Source organism: Micrococcus sp. KRD128 (genome assembly GCF_017168395.1).
GTDB classification, from domain to species: Bacteria; Actinomycetota; Actinomycetes; order Actinomycetales; family Micrococcaceae; genus Micrococcus; species Micrococcus luteus.
This window is the reverse complement of the sequence record NZ_JABFAX010000015.1, coordinates 356,319-370,956: the sequence shown is the minus strand read 5'-3', so window position 1 is coordinate 370,956 and position 14,638 is coordinate 356,319. Positions and strand designations below refer to the sequence as shown.

Annotated in this window: 11 protein-coding genes and 1 pseudogene; all 12 read right to left on the bottom strand. The window is 73.7% G+C overall.

Going from position 1 to position 14,638, the window contains the following annotated elements; all coding sequences use genetic code 11:
• Nucleotides 1-69: 69 nt before the first annotated feature.
• The gene (locus J1M44_RS07930; RefSeq protein ID WP_144824160.1) at nucleotides 70-570 is read right to left on the bottom strand and encodes a DUF4233 domain-containing protein; all 501 of its coding nucleotides are present in this window, start codon (nucleotides 568-570) and stop codon (nucleotides 70-72) included.
• A complete protein-coding gene (locus tag J1M44_RS07925; protein ID WP_144824161.1) occupies nucleotides 567-2,120 on the bottom strand; it encodes a bifunctional folylpolyglutamate synthase/dihydrofolate synthase in 1,554 nt (517 codons plus the stop codon). The genes J1M44_RS07930 and J1M44_RS07925 overlap by 4 nt, the downstream gene beginning before the upstream one ends.
• The gene (gene ileS / locus J1M44_RS07920; protein WP_144824162.1) at nucleotides 2,120-5,536 is read right to left on the bottom strand and encodes an isoleucine--tRNA ligase; all 3,417 of its coding nucleotides are present in this window, start codon (nucleotides 5,534-5,536) and stop codon (nucleotides 2,120-2,122) included. Before ileS ends, J1M44_RS07925 begins: the two co-directional genes overlap by 1 nt.
• A 277-nt stretch (nucleotides 5,537-5,813) precedes the next feature.
• Nucleotides 5,814-6,449 carry a TIGR03085 family metal-binding protein gene (locus tag J1M44_RS07915; RefSeq protein ID WP_144824163.1) on the bottom strand — a complete coding sequence of 212 codons (636 nt, stop codon included), beginning with the start codon at nucleotides 6,447-6,449 and terminating at the stop codon, nucleotides 5,814-5,816.
• Between the two features lie 80 nt (nucleotides 6,450-6,529).
• The gene (locus J1M44_RS07910) at nucleotides 6,530-7,966 is read right to left on the bottom strand and encodes an FAD-dependent oxidoreductase (protein WP_206480836.1); all 1,437 of its coding nucleotides are present in this window, start codon (nucleotides 7,964-7,966) and stop codon (nucleotides 6,530-6,532) included.
• Nucleotides 7,963-9,231 carry a uroporphyrinogen-III C-methyltransferase gene (cobA, locus tag J1M44_RS07905; protein ID WP_144824344.1) on the bottom strand — a complete coding sequence of 423 codons (1,269 nt, stop codon included), beginning with the start codon at nucleotides 9,229-9,231 and terminating at the stop codon, nucleotides 7,963-7,965. Before cobA ends, J1M44_RS07910 begins: the two co-directional genes overlap by 4 nt.
• Nucleotides 9,228-10,151, bottom strand: coding sequence for an ABC transporter permease (locus J1M44_RS07900; protein ID WP_144824343.1), 924 nt, complete (start codon nucleotides 10,149-10,151; stop codon nucleotides 9,228-9,230). Before J1M44_RS07900 ends, cobA begins: the two co-directional genes overlap by 4 nt.
• Complete coding sequence (locus J1M44_RS07895) at nucleotides 10,141-10,866, bottom strand: ABC transporter ATP-binding protein (protein WP_144824342.1); 726 nt, start codon at nucleotides 10,864-10,866, stop codon at nucleotides 10,141-10,143. Before J1M44_RS07895 ends, J1M44_RS07900 begins: the two co-directional genes overlap by 11 nt.
• 31 nt (nucleotides 10,867-10,897) lie before the next feature.
• Nucleotides 10,898-12,238 (bottom strand): sulfate adenylyltransferase subunit 1, encoded by a 1,341-nt coding sequence (locus tag J1M44_RS07890; RefSeq protein ID WP_144824341.1) that lies wholly within the window; start codon nucleotides 12,236-12,238, stop codon nucleotides 10,898-10,900.
• The gene (gene cysD, locus J1M44_RS07885; protein ID WP_144824340.1) at nucleotides 12,238-13,173 is read right to left on the bottom strand and encodes a sulfate adenylyltransferase subunit CysD; all 936 of its coding nucleotides are present in this window, start codon (nucleotides 13,171-13,173) and stop codon (nucleotides 12,238-12,240) included. Before cysD ends, J1M44_RS07890 begins: the two co-directional genes overlap by 1 nt.
• Before the next feature lie 32 nt (nucleotides 13,174-13,205).
• Complete coding sequence (locus tag J1M44_RS07880; protein WP_144824339.1) at nucleotides 13,206-13,931, bottom strand: phosphoadenylyl-sulfate reductase; 726 nt, start codon at nucleotides 13,929-13,931, stop codon at nucleotides 13,206-13,208.
• Nucleotides 13,928-14,638, bottom strand: a pseudogene (locus tag J1M44_RS07875) (nitrite/sulfite reductase); the annotation flags it as partial. The pseudogene J1M44_RS07875 and the gene J1M44_RS07880, both read right to left, overlap by 4 nt.

The following is a 14,638-nucleotide window of genomic DNA, read 5'->3' as shown; positions in this document are numbered from 1 at the left end:
TGCTCCTAGCGTCGTCGGACGGCCGCGAGCGCGGTCCGGTTCCCGCCCCACCCTAGTGGGGCCCGGGTCTCAGCGTCCGTGCTCGGCCTCCCAGGCGGCCTCGAGGCGGTCGCGCTGGGCGTTCTCGACGTCCATGGCACCGCCCTTGATCACGGCGTACGCCCACGTCAGCGCGAAGAGGGCCCCCACCACGAACATCGAGTACTCCCAGAAGCCGGAGGCCAGCAGGACGGCCTGGATCGCCCAGCCGATCGCGATGCCGACGGGCCTGCGCACCAGGGCGCAGGTCAGCACCGCGACGACGGCCAGCGCGGAGTAGCCCGCCACGAACCACCAGGCGCCCGGCTCGTCCCGGTGCATGCCGAACAGCATGAGCCCAAGGAAGAAGATGAGCACCGCCTCGAGCATGAGGATCGTGGAGGTGAACAGGGCGCGCACGGAGCGGCGACGCCGACGAGTGCCGGGGCGCCACTGCCGCTGGGACCGCGTCTCACGCGCGGGGCGCCAGGGCTCGTCGCCGAAGCGCCCCTGCTCCGTGGCGTCTCCGGTCTCCGGCTGGTCGTCGGTCATCGGTCCTCCTCCGGCCGGCGGCGGGCGCCGGCGTCGTCGCGGTCCTCGAGCAGCTCGAGGATCTCCGGGTCCAGGTCGTCCTCGTCGGCGTCCGCCAGCCCGACGGCGTCGAGCAGGTCGGCGGGGTCGAGGCCGCGGGCGGCCACGGTGACGGGGCCGGCATGCCGGGGCTCGCCCACGAGGGCGCGGACCTCGGCGGCCAGGGTGATCGAACCGAGCACGAGCACGCCGCCGCCGGTGCCGGAGGCCAGTTCGTCCGCGCTCGTCTCGAGGGCCTCCGCGCGGCCGACCGCCCACTCGAGGGCGTCCGGCACGGACTCGGTGGCGTACACGTCGTCCTCGGGCCAGCCGGCGTCGACGGCCATGCGGGCCAGCTCCCCGGCCGGGATGGCGCGGGCCGAGGAGGACTGCGTCACCGCGAGGTCCTCCACGTCGTCGCCGAACGCCCGGTAGAGCGCCGCGAGCATGCCCGGCGCGTCCTTCTCCTGGAGGATCCCGACGACCAGCGAGAGGCGGGTGAAGCCGAACGCCTCCTGCACCGCGCGGGCCGTGGCCCGCACGCCGTCCGGGTTGTGGGCGGCGTCCACGATGAGCGTGGGGGCGGTGCGCAGCACCTCGAGCCGGCCGGGCGAGGTGACCTGGGACAGCCCCTCGCGCAGCAGCTCCTCGTCCAGCGGTCGCTCGCCGCCGCCCAGGAACATCTCCAGGGCCGCCACGGCCACCGCGAGGTTCTGCGCCTGGTGCTCCCCGAGCAGCGGCAGGAACAGGTCCCGGTACTCGGCCGCGAGGGCCCGCACGGACACCTGCTGGCCGCCCACGGCCAGGGAGCGCTCGAGCACGCCGAACTCGACGCCCTCGAAGCGGAACGGCACGTCGGCCGCCCGGGCCGCCTCGAGCAGCACCTGGGCGGCGTCGCGCTCCTGGGCGGCGGAGACGAGGGCGCCGCCGGGCTTGATGATGCCGGCCTTCTCCTCGGCGATCTCGGCCTCGGTCTCCCCCAGCAGGTCCGTGTGGTCCAGGGAGATGGGGGTGACCACGGAGACGACGGCGTCCGCGACGTTGGTCGCGTCCGTCACGCCCCCGAGGCCCACCTCCAGGACGACGACCTCCACGGGCTCGTCCGCGAACACCGCGAAGCCCAGCGTGGTGACCGCCTCGAAGTACGTCAGCGGGACCTCGCCCGCGGCCTCGAGCTCCGCGTCCACGGTCTGCACGATCGGGAGGATCTCCCCCCACACGCGCACGAAGGTCTCGTCGGCCACCGGGGCGCCGTCGATGCTGATCCGCTCCGTGACGCGCTGCAGATGCGGCGAGGTGTAGCGCCCGGTCCGCAGCCCGTACGCGCGCAGGACGGCCTCGACCATGCGCGCCGTGGAGGTCTTGCCGTTGGTGCCGGTCAGGTGGATCACCGGGGCCGCGTGCTGCGGGTCGCCGAGCAGCGCGAGCACGCGCCGCATCGGCTCGAGCCGCGGCTGCATCTTGTTCTCCGGGGCGCGGGCGAGCAGGTCCCGGTAGACCTCCTCGACCGTGCCCGGGACGTCGGCGCGCATCACGCGTCCGCCTTCGCGACGGTGACGGCCACGGTCTTCATGGCGTCGTCGGCCGGGTCCTTGCGCGGGTCGGCCGCGCCGGAGTCCACGAGCTCCAGGTCCACCGTGAGGGTCTCCTCCGCGACGAGACCGCGGTGGGCCTCGAGCGCCGCCACGACGGCGGTGGGGCCTTCGATCCGCGTGCGCACGCGGTCGGAGACGTCCAGGCCGGCGTCCTTGCGGGCCGCCTGGACGGCGCGGACCACGTCCCGGGCGGTGCCCTCGGCGGCCAGCTCCGCGGAGACCTCGGTGTCCAGCACGAGGAAGCCGGCGGTGCCGGGCAGCACGCCCACCGCGGTCCCCTCGGGGGCACCGGTGGAGACGGTGCGCAGCTCGTAGAGCGCGGGGGCCAGGGTCACGGTCTCGCCGTCGGCGAGCGTGACCGCCAGGCCCTCGGCCGTCTCCTCGTACGCGCCGGCGTCGACCGCCTGCTTCACGAGCGGCACCTGCCTGCCGAACGCCTTGCCGAGCTCGCGGAAGTTCAGCTTCAGCTCCGTGCCGATGCCGTAGCGGGCGATCGCCTCCTCCGAGAGCTCGGTGAGCTCGACGTCCTTGAGGTTCAGCTCGTCCGCCACGATGCGGGCGTGGGTGCCCTCGAGGCCCGCCGCGTCCGGGACGACGACGGACAGGCGGGGCAGCGGCAGGCGCACCCGGCGCCCGGCCCCCTTGCGCAGGGCCGAGCCGGCCGAGCTGATGCGGCGCACGGCGTCCATGCGGGCCACGAGGGAGTCCGCCTCGGGCCCGTGCGGGAACAGGTCGGCGTCCGGGTAGTCGGTCAGGTGGACCGAGCGGCCGCCGGTGAGGCCGCGCCAGATCTCCTCGGCGATCAGCGGCATCAGCGGTGCGGCGGCCCGGGCGAAGGCCTCCAGGACGGTGTAGAGGACGTCGAAGGCGACGGTGTCCTCGTCGAAGAACCGCTCACGGGACCGGCGGATGTACCAGTTGGTGAGCGTGTCCATGAAGCCGCGCAGCGCGTCCGTGGCGGCCGAGACCTCGTAGGCGTCCAGGCCGGTCTTGACCTCCCGCAGCATGCGGCCCGTGGCGGCCAGGATGTACTGGTCCAGGGGGTCCTCGGCGGTGTGCCGCTCCTGCGCGCGGTACCCCTCGGGGCGGGCGCCGCTGTCGTGCGCGGTGTTCGCGTACAGGGTGAAGAAGTGGTAGGCGTTCCACGCCGGCAGCAGCACCTGGCGGACGCCCTCGCGGATGCCCTCCTCCGTGACGATCAGGTTGCCGCCGCGCAGGATGGGGCTGGCCATGAGGAACCAGCGCATGGCGTCCGCGCCGTCGCGGTCCAGGACCTCCGTGACGTCCGGGTAGTTGCGCAGCGACTTGGACATCTTCTGTCCGTCCGAGCCGAGCACGATGCCGTGCGAGATCACGTTGGAGAACGCCGGCCGGTCGAACAGGGCGGTCGCCAGGATGTGCATGGTGTAGAACCAGCCGCGCGTCTGGCCGATGTACTCCACGATGAAGTCCGCCGGGTTGTGCGTGGGGAACCAGTCCGCGCGCTCGAACGGGTAGTGCACCTGGGCGTACGGCATGGAGCCGGAGTCGAACCAGACGTCCAGCACGTCCTCGACCCGGCGCATGACCGCACCGGCCGCGGCGGCCTCGGGGTCCGGGTGGGGGCGGGTGAGGTCGTCCACCCACGGGCGGTGCAGGTCCACCTCGCCCTCGGCGTTGCGCGGCAGACGGCCGAAGGCCTCCTCGATCTCCGCCAGGGAGCCGTAGACCTCCTGGAGCGGGTAGTCCGGGTGGTCGGACTCCCACACCGGGATGGGCGAGCCCCAGTAGCGGTTGCGGGAGATGGACCAGTCGCGCGCGTTGGCGACCCACGTGCCGAACTGCCCGTGCTTCACGTTGCCGGGGATCCAGGTGATCTCCTCGTTCAGCTCGAGCATGCGTTCCTTGACCTGGGTGACCTTGACGTACCAGGACGTCACGGCGCGGTAGATCAGCGGCGTGCGGCAGCGCCAGCAGTGCGGGTAGGAGTGCTCGTAGGAGGCCTCCCGCGCGAGCCGCCCCAGGGCGCGCAGGGCGCGGATGATCGTGCGGTTGGCCTCGAAGACCTGGACGCCGGCGATCTCGCGCAGGTCGCCGCGCCCGACGTCCTCGCGGGCGAACAGCGGCAGGAACCGGGCGCCGGAGTCCACGGAGAGCAGCACGGGGATGCCGTTGGCCTCGCACACGCGCTGATCGTCCTCACCGTAGGCCGGCGCCTGGTGGACCACGCCGGTGCCGTCCTCGGTGGAGACGTAGTCGTCCACGAGGATGCGGTGGGCGCCCTCGACGCCGAGGTCACGGCCGTTGACGGTGAAGGTCTCCCCGCGGTGGGCGTCGAACACGTCCGTGAACAGCGGCGCGTAGGCCAGGCCGCCGAGGCGGGCGCCGGGGATCGTCTCGGTGACCGCGGCGCGGGCGGCGTCGGCGTCGGTGTAGCCGAGCTCCTTGGCGTGGGCGCCCACGAGGTCCACGGCCAGGAGGAAACGGTCCCCGTCCGCGGTCGCGCCCTCGGGGCCGGCCGGCACCACGGCGTACTGGATCTGGGGGCCGACGGCGAGGGCCGCGTTGGTCGGCAGCGTCCAGGGCGTGGTGGTCCAGGCCAGGACGTGGACGCCGGCCAGGTGCGCGGCGAGCGCCGCGTCGGCGCCGCCGTCGGGCACGAGGGCGGGGTCCGCCGGGAGGCCGGTGATCGGGAACGTGACGGTGACCGAGGGGTCCTGGCGCATCTTGTAGACGTCGTCGTCCATGCGCAGCTCGTGGTTGGACAGCGGCGTCTCGTCGTTCCAGCAGTAGGGCAGGACGCGGAAGCCGCGGTAGGTCAGGCCCTTGCGGTGCAGCTCGGAGAAGGCCCAGATCACGGACTCCATGAAGTCCGGGGTGAGGGTCTTGTAGTCGTTCTCGAAGTCGACCCAGCGGGCCTGGCGGGTCACGTAGTCCTGCCACTGGTCCGTGTACTTCAGGACCGAGGAGCGGCAGGCGTCGTTGAACGTGTCGATGCCCATGGCCTCGATCTCGGACTTGTCCGTCATGCCCAGCTGCTTCATCGCCTCGAGCTCGGCGGGCAGGCCGTGGGTGTCCCAGCCGAAGCGGCGCTCCACGCGGCGGCCCTGCTGCGTCTGGTAGCGGGCCACGAGGTCCTTGACGTACCCGGTGAGCAGGTGGCCGTAGTGCGGCAGGCCGTTGGCGAAGGGCGGGCCGTCGTAGAAGACGAACTCGTTCTGCGAGCCGTCCTCGTTCCGGGCGGGACGCTGGTCGATCGAGGCCTGGAAGGTGCCGTCCTCGTCCCAGTACGCCAGGATGCGGCGCTCGATCTCCGGGAAGCGCGGGGAGGCGGGGGTGCGGCCGTCAGGGGCGGAGGAGGCGAGGGGGTACACGGGGGTCCTTTGCGTCCGGGGCGTCGGTTCCGTGCAAGGACGCCCGAGGGCCCGACCCTCCGGCCGGCCGCGGACGCGGTACCACCTTGCTTGCCGGCGCCGGGAGGTCCCCGGGGTGCTGGCCGCTTGATGACTGCTGTGACGGGCTTACCCGTCCGGTTCTACTGGGGCCGTGCGGCCCGTTCTTCCGGAGGCTCGCCGGTGATGGCCGGGTCGACGCCTGTGCCCGCCAGTGTAGTGGACGACGCGCCGGCCCGTGGCCGCGGGCCGGAGCGGGTCAGAGGGCGGTGCGCACGGCCGCCGACGCGTCGCCGTCGAGCTCCACGTGGACGGCGTCCCGGCCGGAGGCCCAGAGGAGGAGCTCCCCGATCTCGCCGGTCACCGTGACGGGCGCCCGCAGCGCCACGGCCCCACGGGTGACGGTGACCGGGGCGCGGCCCGGGCCCTGGAGGACCACCGGCGCGGTGGACTTACGCAGGAACAGCGGGGCCATGCGGCGCAGCGAGCGGTAGAGGGCGTCCTCCTCCTCCGGGGAGAACGGGCGCGGGGCGGGCAGCGAGCCGCCGGCCGCGGACTCGCCGCGCCGGACGTCCTCGAGGTGGATGAAGTGCTCGGCCGCGTTCACGTGCCTGTCCGCCGCCCGCATGGGGTTCAGCGCCGACGGGCCCGCGGCCCACTCCCGCACGACCTCGGCGTAGTCGCGGCGCGTGGTCTCCGCGGTCAGGCGGTCGAGGTGGCGGGACAGCGGCGGGATGAACAGGGCGGCGAAGGCGTCGGGTCGGCTCTCCCGCAGCCAGAGGTGGGCGGCGAGGTCGCGGGTGCTCCAGCCGCCGCACAGGGTGGGCGCGTGGGGGCCCTTCTCGAGCAGGAGGTCAGCGAGGCGGGCGCGTTCGGCTGCGGCGAAGGTGGTCATGGGCACCACGGTAGGGAGCGGGCCGCGGCGCGGGCGAGGGGTGGGCCGCGCCCGGCCGCGAATCCACCCGACGGGAGGGCTCAGCCTCCGGCGCCGAGGAGGATGCTCTCCCGAGAGATGCGGGTCATCTCCTCCCGGTCCACGACCTTCACCCGCTCCCGCGCCACCGGCCCGGCCTCCGACGCCTGCGCACCCAAGGACTTCTCATGCTCATCCAGAGCATGCCAGCCGGCCCACGTCGTGTACGGGACCTCACGGGACTCCAGCAGCTCGATCACCGACTCCTCCGCCGGCTCCTGAGCCCTCCACAGCCCCGGCTCGTCCTCGATCAGATGCGTGATCGTCTCCAACGAGTCACCCTTGGTATGCCCGATCAACCCCACCGGGCCCCGCTTGATCCACCCCGAGGCATACAGCCCCGGCACCGGGGCACCATCCGCATCCAGCACCCGGCCCTGCGCATTCGGGATCACCCCACGCACCTCATCGAACTCCACCCCCTCCACCGGAGACCCGAAGTACCCCACCGCCCGATACACCGCCTGCACCGGATAGTCCACGGTCTCCCCCGTCGGACGGACCCCACCGGAACCGTCCAACTCCATCCGACGCATCCGCAGACCATCCACCCGGCCGTCCCCGTCCTCGTCCAGGAACTCCTCCGGAGCCTGCAGGAAATGCAGATGCAGCCGACGCGAGGCGCTCTGCTGACGGTCCTCCTGCTCCATCAACCAGTTCGTCAACGTGCCCACCATGGTGCGGACCTGGTTGTTCTCCTCGATCGCCTGCTCCGAGGCCTCATCGAAGTCGAAGTCCTCCTCGTACAGCACGATGTCCACATCCCGGGAATGCGCCAGCTCGCGCAGCTCCAACGGGGTGAACTTCACCTGCGCCGGCCCGCGGCGGCCGAACACGTGCACATCCGTGACCGGGGAGGCGGCCAGGTCCCGGTACACGTTGTCCGGGATCTCCGTGGGCAGCAGGTCCTCGGCATGCTTGGACAGGATCCGGGCCACATCCAGGGCCACGTTCCCGTTGCCGATCACCGCCACCTGCGTGGCCTCCAACGGCCAGTGCCGCGGCACGTCCGGGTGGCCGTCGTACCAGGCGGCGAAGTCCGCGCCACCGAACGAGCCGGCCAGCTCCACCCCCGGCACCTCCAGGACAGCGTCCCGCACGGCACCGGTGGAGAACACGATCGCGTCGTAATGCCGACGCAGATCCGCCAGGCTCAGGTCCGTGCCGTAGTCCACGTTGCCCAGGAAACGGATGTCCCCGCGGTCCATGACCTTGTGCAGGGCGTTCACGATGCCCTTGATGCGCGGGTGGTCCGGGGCCACCCCGTAACGGATCAGACCGAACGGGGCCGGGTACCGGTCGAACAGGTCGATGCTGACACGGAAGTCCCGCTCCTCCTTGGTCAGGATGTCCGCCGTGTACACCCCGGCGGGTCCGGCACCGATGATGGCGATGCGCAACGGGCGGTCAGGCCTCGGGGACGAGGGGGTCAGGGTCATGCTCGTGCTCCTTCGGAGGTCGAGTTCAGGGTCAGGATCGGGGCAGGGACACCGGCCGCAGGCGCGCCGGTGGTGTAGGGGCTCAGGCGCACGACGTCGCCCACGACGATCACGGCGGGGTTCTCCACGCCGACGGCGGCCGCCTGCGCGGCGATGGTCTCGACCGTGCCCACGGTGACCCGCTGGTCCGGCAGCCAGCCGCGCTCGATGATCGCCACGGGCGTCGCGCCGTCGAGGCCGCGCTCCGTCAGTCGGCGTGCGGTGTCCGCGAGCCGGCGCACGCCCATCAGCAGGACGAGCGTGTGGTCGGCCCGGGTGGGCACTTCGGACAGCTCTTCGTGGCCGGTCACCAGCGTGAAGCCGGTGGCGACGCCGCGGTGGGTGACCGGGATCCCCGCGGCGGCGGGCACCGAGACGGCGCTCGTGACACCGGGGACCACCTCGACGTCGACGCCGTGGGCGCGGCAGTGCGCGGCCTCCTCGCCGCCGCGGCCGAGCACGTACGGGTCGCCGCCCTTGAGCCGGACGACGAGGCGGCCGGCCCGGGCCTCCCGGACCAGGACGGCGTTGATCTCGTCCTGCGTGGCCAGGTGGTTCCCGGGGGCCTTGCCGACCTCGATCACGGGCACCGCCGGGTCCAGCTCGGCCAGGAGGGCGCGCGGGCCCAGCCGGTCGGCGACCACCACGTCGGCCTCCGCGAGCAGCTGTCGTCCGCGCACGGTGATGAGCCCGGAGTCGCCGGGGCCGCCGCCGACGAGGGCCACTCGGCCGGGCTCGGCGGACGCGCGCCGCCGGCGCAGCGGCAGCCGCCCCGTGGACAGGGCGAGGGTGATCGCGTCCTTCAGGGCGCGGGCACGGCGAGGGTCTCCCCCGGCGTTGACGGCCACGGTCACGTCCCCGGCCCGGACGACGGCGGGCGTCCAGGCGGCGGAGGACTCGGCGTCGGAGGCGTCGACACACCAGACGCGGCGGGCCTCGGCGTCGGAGGCCACGGCCCCGTCCACGGCCCGGTCGCCGGTGGCGGTCTGGGCGAACCAGACCCCGTCGAGGTCGGACGGGCGGTAGGGGCGGCGGTGCAGGGTGAGCAGGCCGGCCGCCGCGAGCCGCTCCACCTCCTCCCCCGGCTCCGGGGCCACCACGGTGACGAGCGCGCCGGCGTCGAGGAGGGCGCCCACGCGGCGGCCGGCCACGCGCCCGCCGCCCACCATCAGGACGGGCCGGCCGAGCAGACGCAGGGAGGTGGGGTACAGATCGGACGCGGTCATCGCGTGCTCCCTTCCAGCAGCCCCCGGCGGCGCAGCATGCGCCGCTCGACGGGGCCGAATGCGGTCAGTTCGACGAGGACGCCGACGGCCAGGATGGCCAGGACGGCGCAGAGGACGACGGCGAGGTCGGACTCGGTCCGTCCCTGGTGGAGCAGGGTCCCGAGTCCGACGCCCATGGGCCCGCCGACGGCGATGATCTCGGCGGCCATGAGGCCTCGCCACGCGAAGGCCCAGCCCTGGCGCAGTCCGGAGACGAAGGCGGGCAGGGCGGCCGGGAGGACCACCAGCAGGGCGGTCTCGAGGCGCGAGGCGCCCAGCACGCGGGCCGCGCGACGCAGCTGCGGCGGCACCTGGTCCGTGCCGGTGGTGAGGCCGGCGACCACGGCGGGGACGGCGCCGGTGAGCATCACGAAGTACGCGGTCGCGTCGCTGAGGCCGAACCACAGCACCGCGAGCGGCACCCAGGCCACGTTGGGCAGCACCATCAGGGCCGTGAGCAGCGGGCCGAACGCCCGCCGCAGGACGCCGACCTGCCCGAGCACCAGGCCCAGCCCGACGCCGACGACCACGGCGAGTGCGAAGCCCACGACGGCGCGGCCCACCGACGTCGCCACGGCCTGCTGGACGAGGCCCTGGGCCCACAGCGCCCCGAAGGCCCCGAGGACGTCGCCGGGACCGGTGATCGGCTCGCCGCGCGCCCCGGCCAGCCACGCGGCGACCTGCCAGATCGCCACGAGCAGGACGACGGCGGCCACCGGGAGCAGGACCCGGCTCCAGTCCCACCCGGCCAGACCCGTCCGGCGGGCCGAGTCGACGGCCTGGAGCGCGTCGAGGCCGCTGTCGAGCTCGCGCAGCTCGTCGTCGGCCGCGGCCCCCGGCGCGCGGCCGGGGGCGTCGAGGGTGGGGGTGTCAGTGCGCATGGCGACGGATCTCCTGACCGAGTCGGGCGGTGATGGCGGCCGTGAGGGCGGCCGCGGCGGGCGCGTCGTGGCGGGCGGCTGCGGGCACGTCCCATTCGGCGACGACGTGGCCCGGCCGTGAGGACAGCAGCAGCACCCGCTGGCCGAGGCGGACGGCCTCGGCCACGTTGTGGGTGACGAACACGACCGTCCGACCGGTCTGACTCCACACCCGCTCGAGCTCCACATGCAGCAGGTCGCGGGTGATCGCGTCCAAGGCGGCGAACGGCTCGTCCATGAGCAGCAGGGGGCGGTCCTGGGCGAGGGCCCGGGCCAGGGCGACGCGCTGGCGCATGCCGCCGGAGAGCTGGTGGGGTCGCAGGTCGGCGGCGTCGCCCAGGTGGACGAGACGCAGCAGCTCCCCGGCACGCCCCCGACGCTCCGCCGCGGGCACACCGGCGAGCCGGAGGGCGAGCTCGATGTTGCCGCGGGCGGTGAGCCACGGGAAGAGGGCGGCGTCCTGGAACATGAACGCGGCCCCCTCCCGGGGGGTCTTGACGACGCCCGCGGTGGGCGCCTCGAGCCGGGCGATGAGGTTCAGCAGGGTGGACTTGCCGCATCCGGACGCGCCGAGCAGGCAGACGAACTCGCCCGGCTCGATCCGCACGGAGACGTCCTCCAGCACGGGCGTGGGCCCGCCGAAGCTCTTGCCCACGTCCTCCATCACCACTGTCATGACCGCTCCCGTCGCCCCGTCGTCATCCGGATCAGGCCGCGTCGCCGCCGCGCACCATGCCGGCGGCGAGCGTGGCCCCGTCGTGGGGGTCGATCACGAGGAACGCCCCGGTGCGCCGATGCACGGCGTAGGGCTCCACGGGCAGCGGCGCGGCCAGGTGCAGGCGCACCTGTCCGATGTCGTTGAGCCCGAGGGTCTCGGCCGGGTCGAGCCGCAGGGTGTCGAGGTCGAGCCGACCGGCCACCTCCTGGACGAGCGCCCGGACGACGGCGGTGCCGTGCTTGACGAGGACCTGCTGCCCGACGCGCAGCGGCGCGGCGGAGAGCCAGCACAGGGCGGCGGACACCTCCGCGGTGGGGCGCGGGGCGGTGTCCGCGGCGGCGATCGTGTCCCCGCGGGCCACGTCCACCTCGTCGGCCAGGCGCAGGACGACCGACTGCGGGGCGGAGGCCTCCTCGAGGGACTCGCCGGCGGCGTCGACGCCTACCACGGTGGTGGTGCGCGCCGGCTGCCCCGGGGTGAGGACGGCGACCGCGTCCCCGGGCCGGACGGTGCCCGCCACGACCTGCCCGGCATAGCCGCGGTAGTCGCGGAAGACCTCGGGGTCGAGGCCGGGGGCCAGGGCGCCCTGGGGGCGCACCACGAGCTGCACCGGGAAGCGGAAGGAGGCCGCGGCGTCGTCCTCGGCGTCCGCCCCGGGCAGCGACTCGAGCAGCTCCATGAGCGTGGGGCCGGTGTACCAGTCCGTCCGCGCGGAGCGGGTGACCACGTTGTCGCCCTGGAGGGCGGACACCGGGACGCTCACCGCGTCGGAGAGGCCGAGCTCCCGGGCCACGCGCCGGACATCCTCGGCGATCGCGGTGAAGACCTCCTCCGAGTAGTCCACGAGATCGATCTTGTTGACGGCGACGATCACGTGCGGCACCCGCAGCAAGGCCACCACGCTGAGGTGGCGCCGGGTCTGCTCCACCACGCCCTTGCGGGCGTCCACGAGCAGCACGACGGCGTCGGCCGTCGAGGCGCCCGTGACGGTGTTCCGGGTGTACTGCACGTGCCCGGGGCAGTCGGCCAGCACGAAGGTGCGCCGGTCCGTGGCGAAGTACCGGTACGCGACGTCGATCGTGATCCCCTGCTCCCGCTCGGCGCGCAGGCCGTCGGTCAGCAGCGCCAGGTCCAGCCCGCCCTCGGCGCCGCCGAAGCCGCGCTCGGCGGAGGTGCGGGCCACGGCCTCGAGCTGGTCGGCCAGGACGGCCTTGGAGTCGTGCAGGAGGCGGCCCACGAGGGTGGACTTGCCGTCGTCGACCGAGCCGGCCGTGGCCAGGCGGAACAGGGTCCCGGCGGGGGCGCGCCGGTCCAGCAGTGCGGTGCTCATCAGAAGTACCCGTCCTTCTTGCGATCTTCCATGGCCGCCTCGGAGATGCGGTCGTCGGCGCGGGTGGCCCCGCGTTCGGTCAGGGTGGAGGCGGCGACCTCGAGCACGACGTCCTCGACGGTCGCGGCCTCCGAGAGGACGGCGCCGGTGCAGGACATGTCGCCCACCGTGCGGTAGCGCACGGTCCGCGTGGTGACCTCCTCACCCTCGGCCGGGCGGGAGTGCTCCCCCACGGCGCGCCACATGCCGTCGCGGCGGAAGACCTCCCGCTCGTGCGCGTAGTAGATGGAGGGCAGCTCGATGCCCTCGCGGGCGATGTACCGCCACACGTCCAGCTCGGTCCAGTTGCTGATGGGGAACGCGCGGACGTGCTGGCCGGGGGTGTGACGGCCGTTGTAGAGGTTCCACAGCTCGGGGCGCTGGTTGCGCGGGTCCCACTGGCCGAACGCGTCCCGCAGGCTGATGATCCGCTCCTTGGCCCGCGCCTTGTCCTCGTCCCGGCGGCCTCCCCCGAAGACGGCGTCGAACCGGTTGGTCCGGATCGTGTCCAGCAGCGGGGTGGTCTGCAGGGTGTTGCGGGTGCCGTCGGGGCGCTCACGCAGCTCGCCGCGGTCGATGTACTCCTGCACGGAGCCCACCACGAGCCGCAGGCCGAGCCGCTCCACCGTGCGGTCGCGGAACTCGAGGACCTCGGGGAAGTTGTGGCCGGTGTCCACGTGGACCACCGGGAAGGGGATCCTCCCCGGCCAGAAGGCCTTCGCGGCCAGGTGGAGCATCACCACGGAGTCCTTGCCGCCCGAGAAGAGCATGGCGGGGCGCTCGAACTCGGCCACCACCTCGCGGATGATGTGGATCGCCTCGGCCTCCAGGGCGTCCTGGACGTCGGGCCCGGCGGGGCTCACGGTCCCCGGGTCGGGGGCATGGGTGAGGGTCATCGTGTCTCCTTGGTCTGTCTCGGGAGCGGCGCTCAGACGTGGATGCCGCACTCGGTCTTCGCGGTCCCGGCCCAGCGCCCGGCACGGGGGTCCTCCCCGGGGGCGACGGGGCGGGTGCAGGGACGGCAGCCGATCGAGGGGTAGCCGTTCTGCAGGAGCAGGTTCACGGGCACGTCGTGGTCCGTGGCGTGGCCGACCAGGTCGTCGAAGCTCCACGGGGCGACGGGGTTGACCTTGACCATGCCGTGGGCATCGTCCCAGCCCACCAGCGGGGTGTTCGTGCGCGTCGGCGCCTCGTCCCGGCGGACGCCGGTGAACCACAGGTCGTATCCGGCCAGCGCCCGGTTGAGGGGCTCGACCTTGCGCATCGCGCAGCACAGCCCCGGGTCGCGGGCGAACAGGTCCTTGCCGTGGCGCTCGTCCTGCTCGGCCACGGTCAGCTCCGGCAGCACGTCCACCACGGTGACGTCGAGGCGGCGGGCCACCTCGTCGCGCGTCGCGAGGGTCTCGGTGAAGTGGTAGCCGGTGTCCAGGAAGAGGACGTCCACGCCGGGCATCCGCTGCGCCACCAGGTGCGGCAGGACGGCATCGGCCATGGAGCAGGCCACGGCGGCCCGGCGGAGGTCCACATGGCGGGCGGCCCAGTCGACCACCGCCTTGGCGGGGGCGTCCCAGCCGAGCTCGGCGGCGCCGGACTCCGCGAGCGCCTGCAGGCGCTCGAGGTCCTCGGTCGGACGGGTGGGGGGAACGGTGCTCATCGGAGGGCCTCCTCGTCGACTCGGTGCGCCCACCGGGCGAAGGTCTCGCCCGGCTCACGCTGCTCGTCGTACCGGCGGACGAGGCGCTCGACGTAGTCGACCAGGCCGTCCGCGCGGACCTTCAGGCCGCGGACGCTGCGTCCGAGGCCGGCCTCGGCGCGGTCCACGGAGGCCAGCCCGCCGCCCAGGTGGACCTGGAAGCCGGGCGTCTGGCCGCCGTCGTCGTCCGGCAGCAGCTGGCCCTTCAGACCGATGTCCGCGGTCTGGATGCGGGCGCAGGAGTTGGGGCAGCCGTTCACATGCAGGCTCAGCCGCTCGGGAAGGCGGTCGGCGAGGTCGGCCAGGCGCTCCTCGAGCTGGGCGATCGCGGCGGTGGCGGTGTCCTTCGTGTCCACGATGGCGAGCTTGCAGAACTCCAGGCCCGTGCAGGCGATGGTGGAGCGGCGGAATACGGACGGCTCCGGGTCCAGCCCCAGCTCCTTCAAGCCGGCCACGACGGCGTCCACCCGGTCCCGCTCCACGTCCAGCACCACGATCTTCTGGTGGGGGGTGGTGCGCAGCCGCGTGGCGCCGTGGGCCTCGAGCAGGTCCGCGAGGGCGGTGAGGGTGGTGCCGCTGGAGCGGCCGACGACGGGGGCGGCGCCGATGTAGAAGCGGCCGTCCTTCTGCTCGTGGACCCCCACGTGGTCGCCGGGACGGGTGGGCGG

What these genes read in the sequence shown, in the direction of transcription:
- J1M44_RS07930 (WP_144824160.1), bottom strand. Translation starts at nt 570, where the DNA reads ATGACCGACGACCAGCCGGAGACCGGAGACGCCACGGAGCAGGGGCGC.
- J1M44_RS07925 (WP_144824161.1), bottom strand. Translation starts at nt 2,120, where the DNA reads ATGCGCGCCGACGTCCCGGGCACGGTCGAGGAGGTCTACCGGGACCTG.
- J1M44_RS07915 (WP_144824163.1), bottom strand. Translation starts at nt 6,449, where the DNA reads ATGACCACCTTCGCCGCAGCCGAACGCGCCCGCCTCGCTGACCTCCTG.
- J1M44_RS07910 (WP_206480836.1), bottom strand. Translation starts at nt 7,966, where the DNA reads ATGACCCTGACCCCCTCGTCCCCGAGGCCTGACCGCCCGTTGCGCATC.
- cobA (WP_144824344.1), bottom strand. Translation starts at nt 9,231, where the DNA reads ATGACCGCGTCCGATCTGTACCCCACCTCCCTGCGTCTGCTCGGCCGG.
- J1M44_RS07900 (WP_144824343.1), bottom strand. Translation starts at nt 10,151, where the DNA reads ATGCGCACTGACACCCCCACCCTCGACGCCCCCGGCCGCGCGCCGGGG.
- J1M44_RS07895 (WP_144824342.1), bottom strand. Translation starts at nt 10,866, where the DNA reads ATGACAGTGGTGATGGAGGACGTGGGCAAGAGCTTCGGCGGGCCCACG.
- J1M44_RS07890 (WP_144824341.1), bottom strand. Translation starts at nt 12,238, where the DNA reads ATGAGCACCGCACTGCTGGACCGGCGCGCCCCCGCCGGGACCCTGTTC.
- cysD (WP_144824340.1), bottom strand. Translation starts at nt 13,173, where the DNA reads ATGACCCTCACCCATGCCCCCGACCCGGGGACCGTGAGCCCCGCCGGG.
- J1M44_RS07880 (WP_144824339.1), bottom strand. Translation starts at nt 13,931, where the DNA reads ATGAGCACCGTTCCCCCCACCCGTCCGACCGAGGACCTCGAGCGCCTG.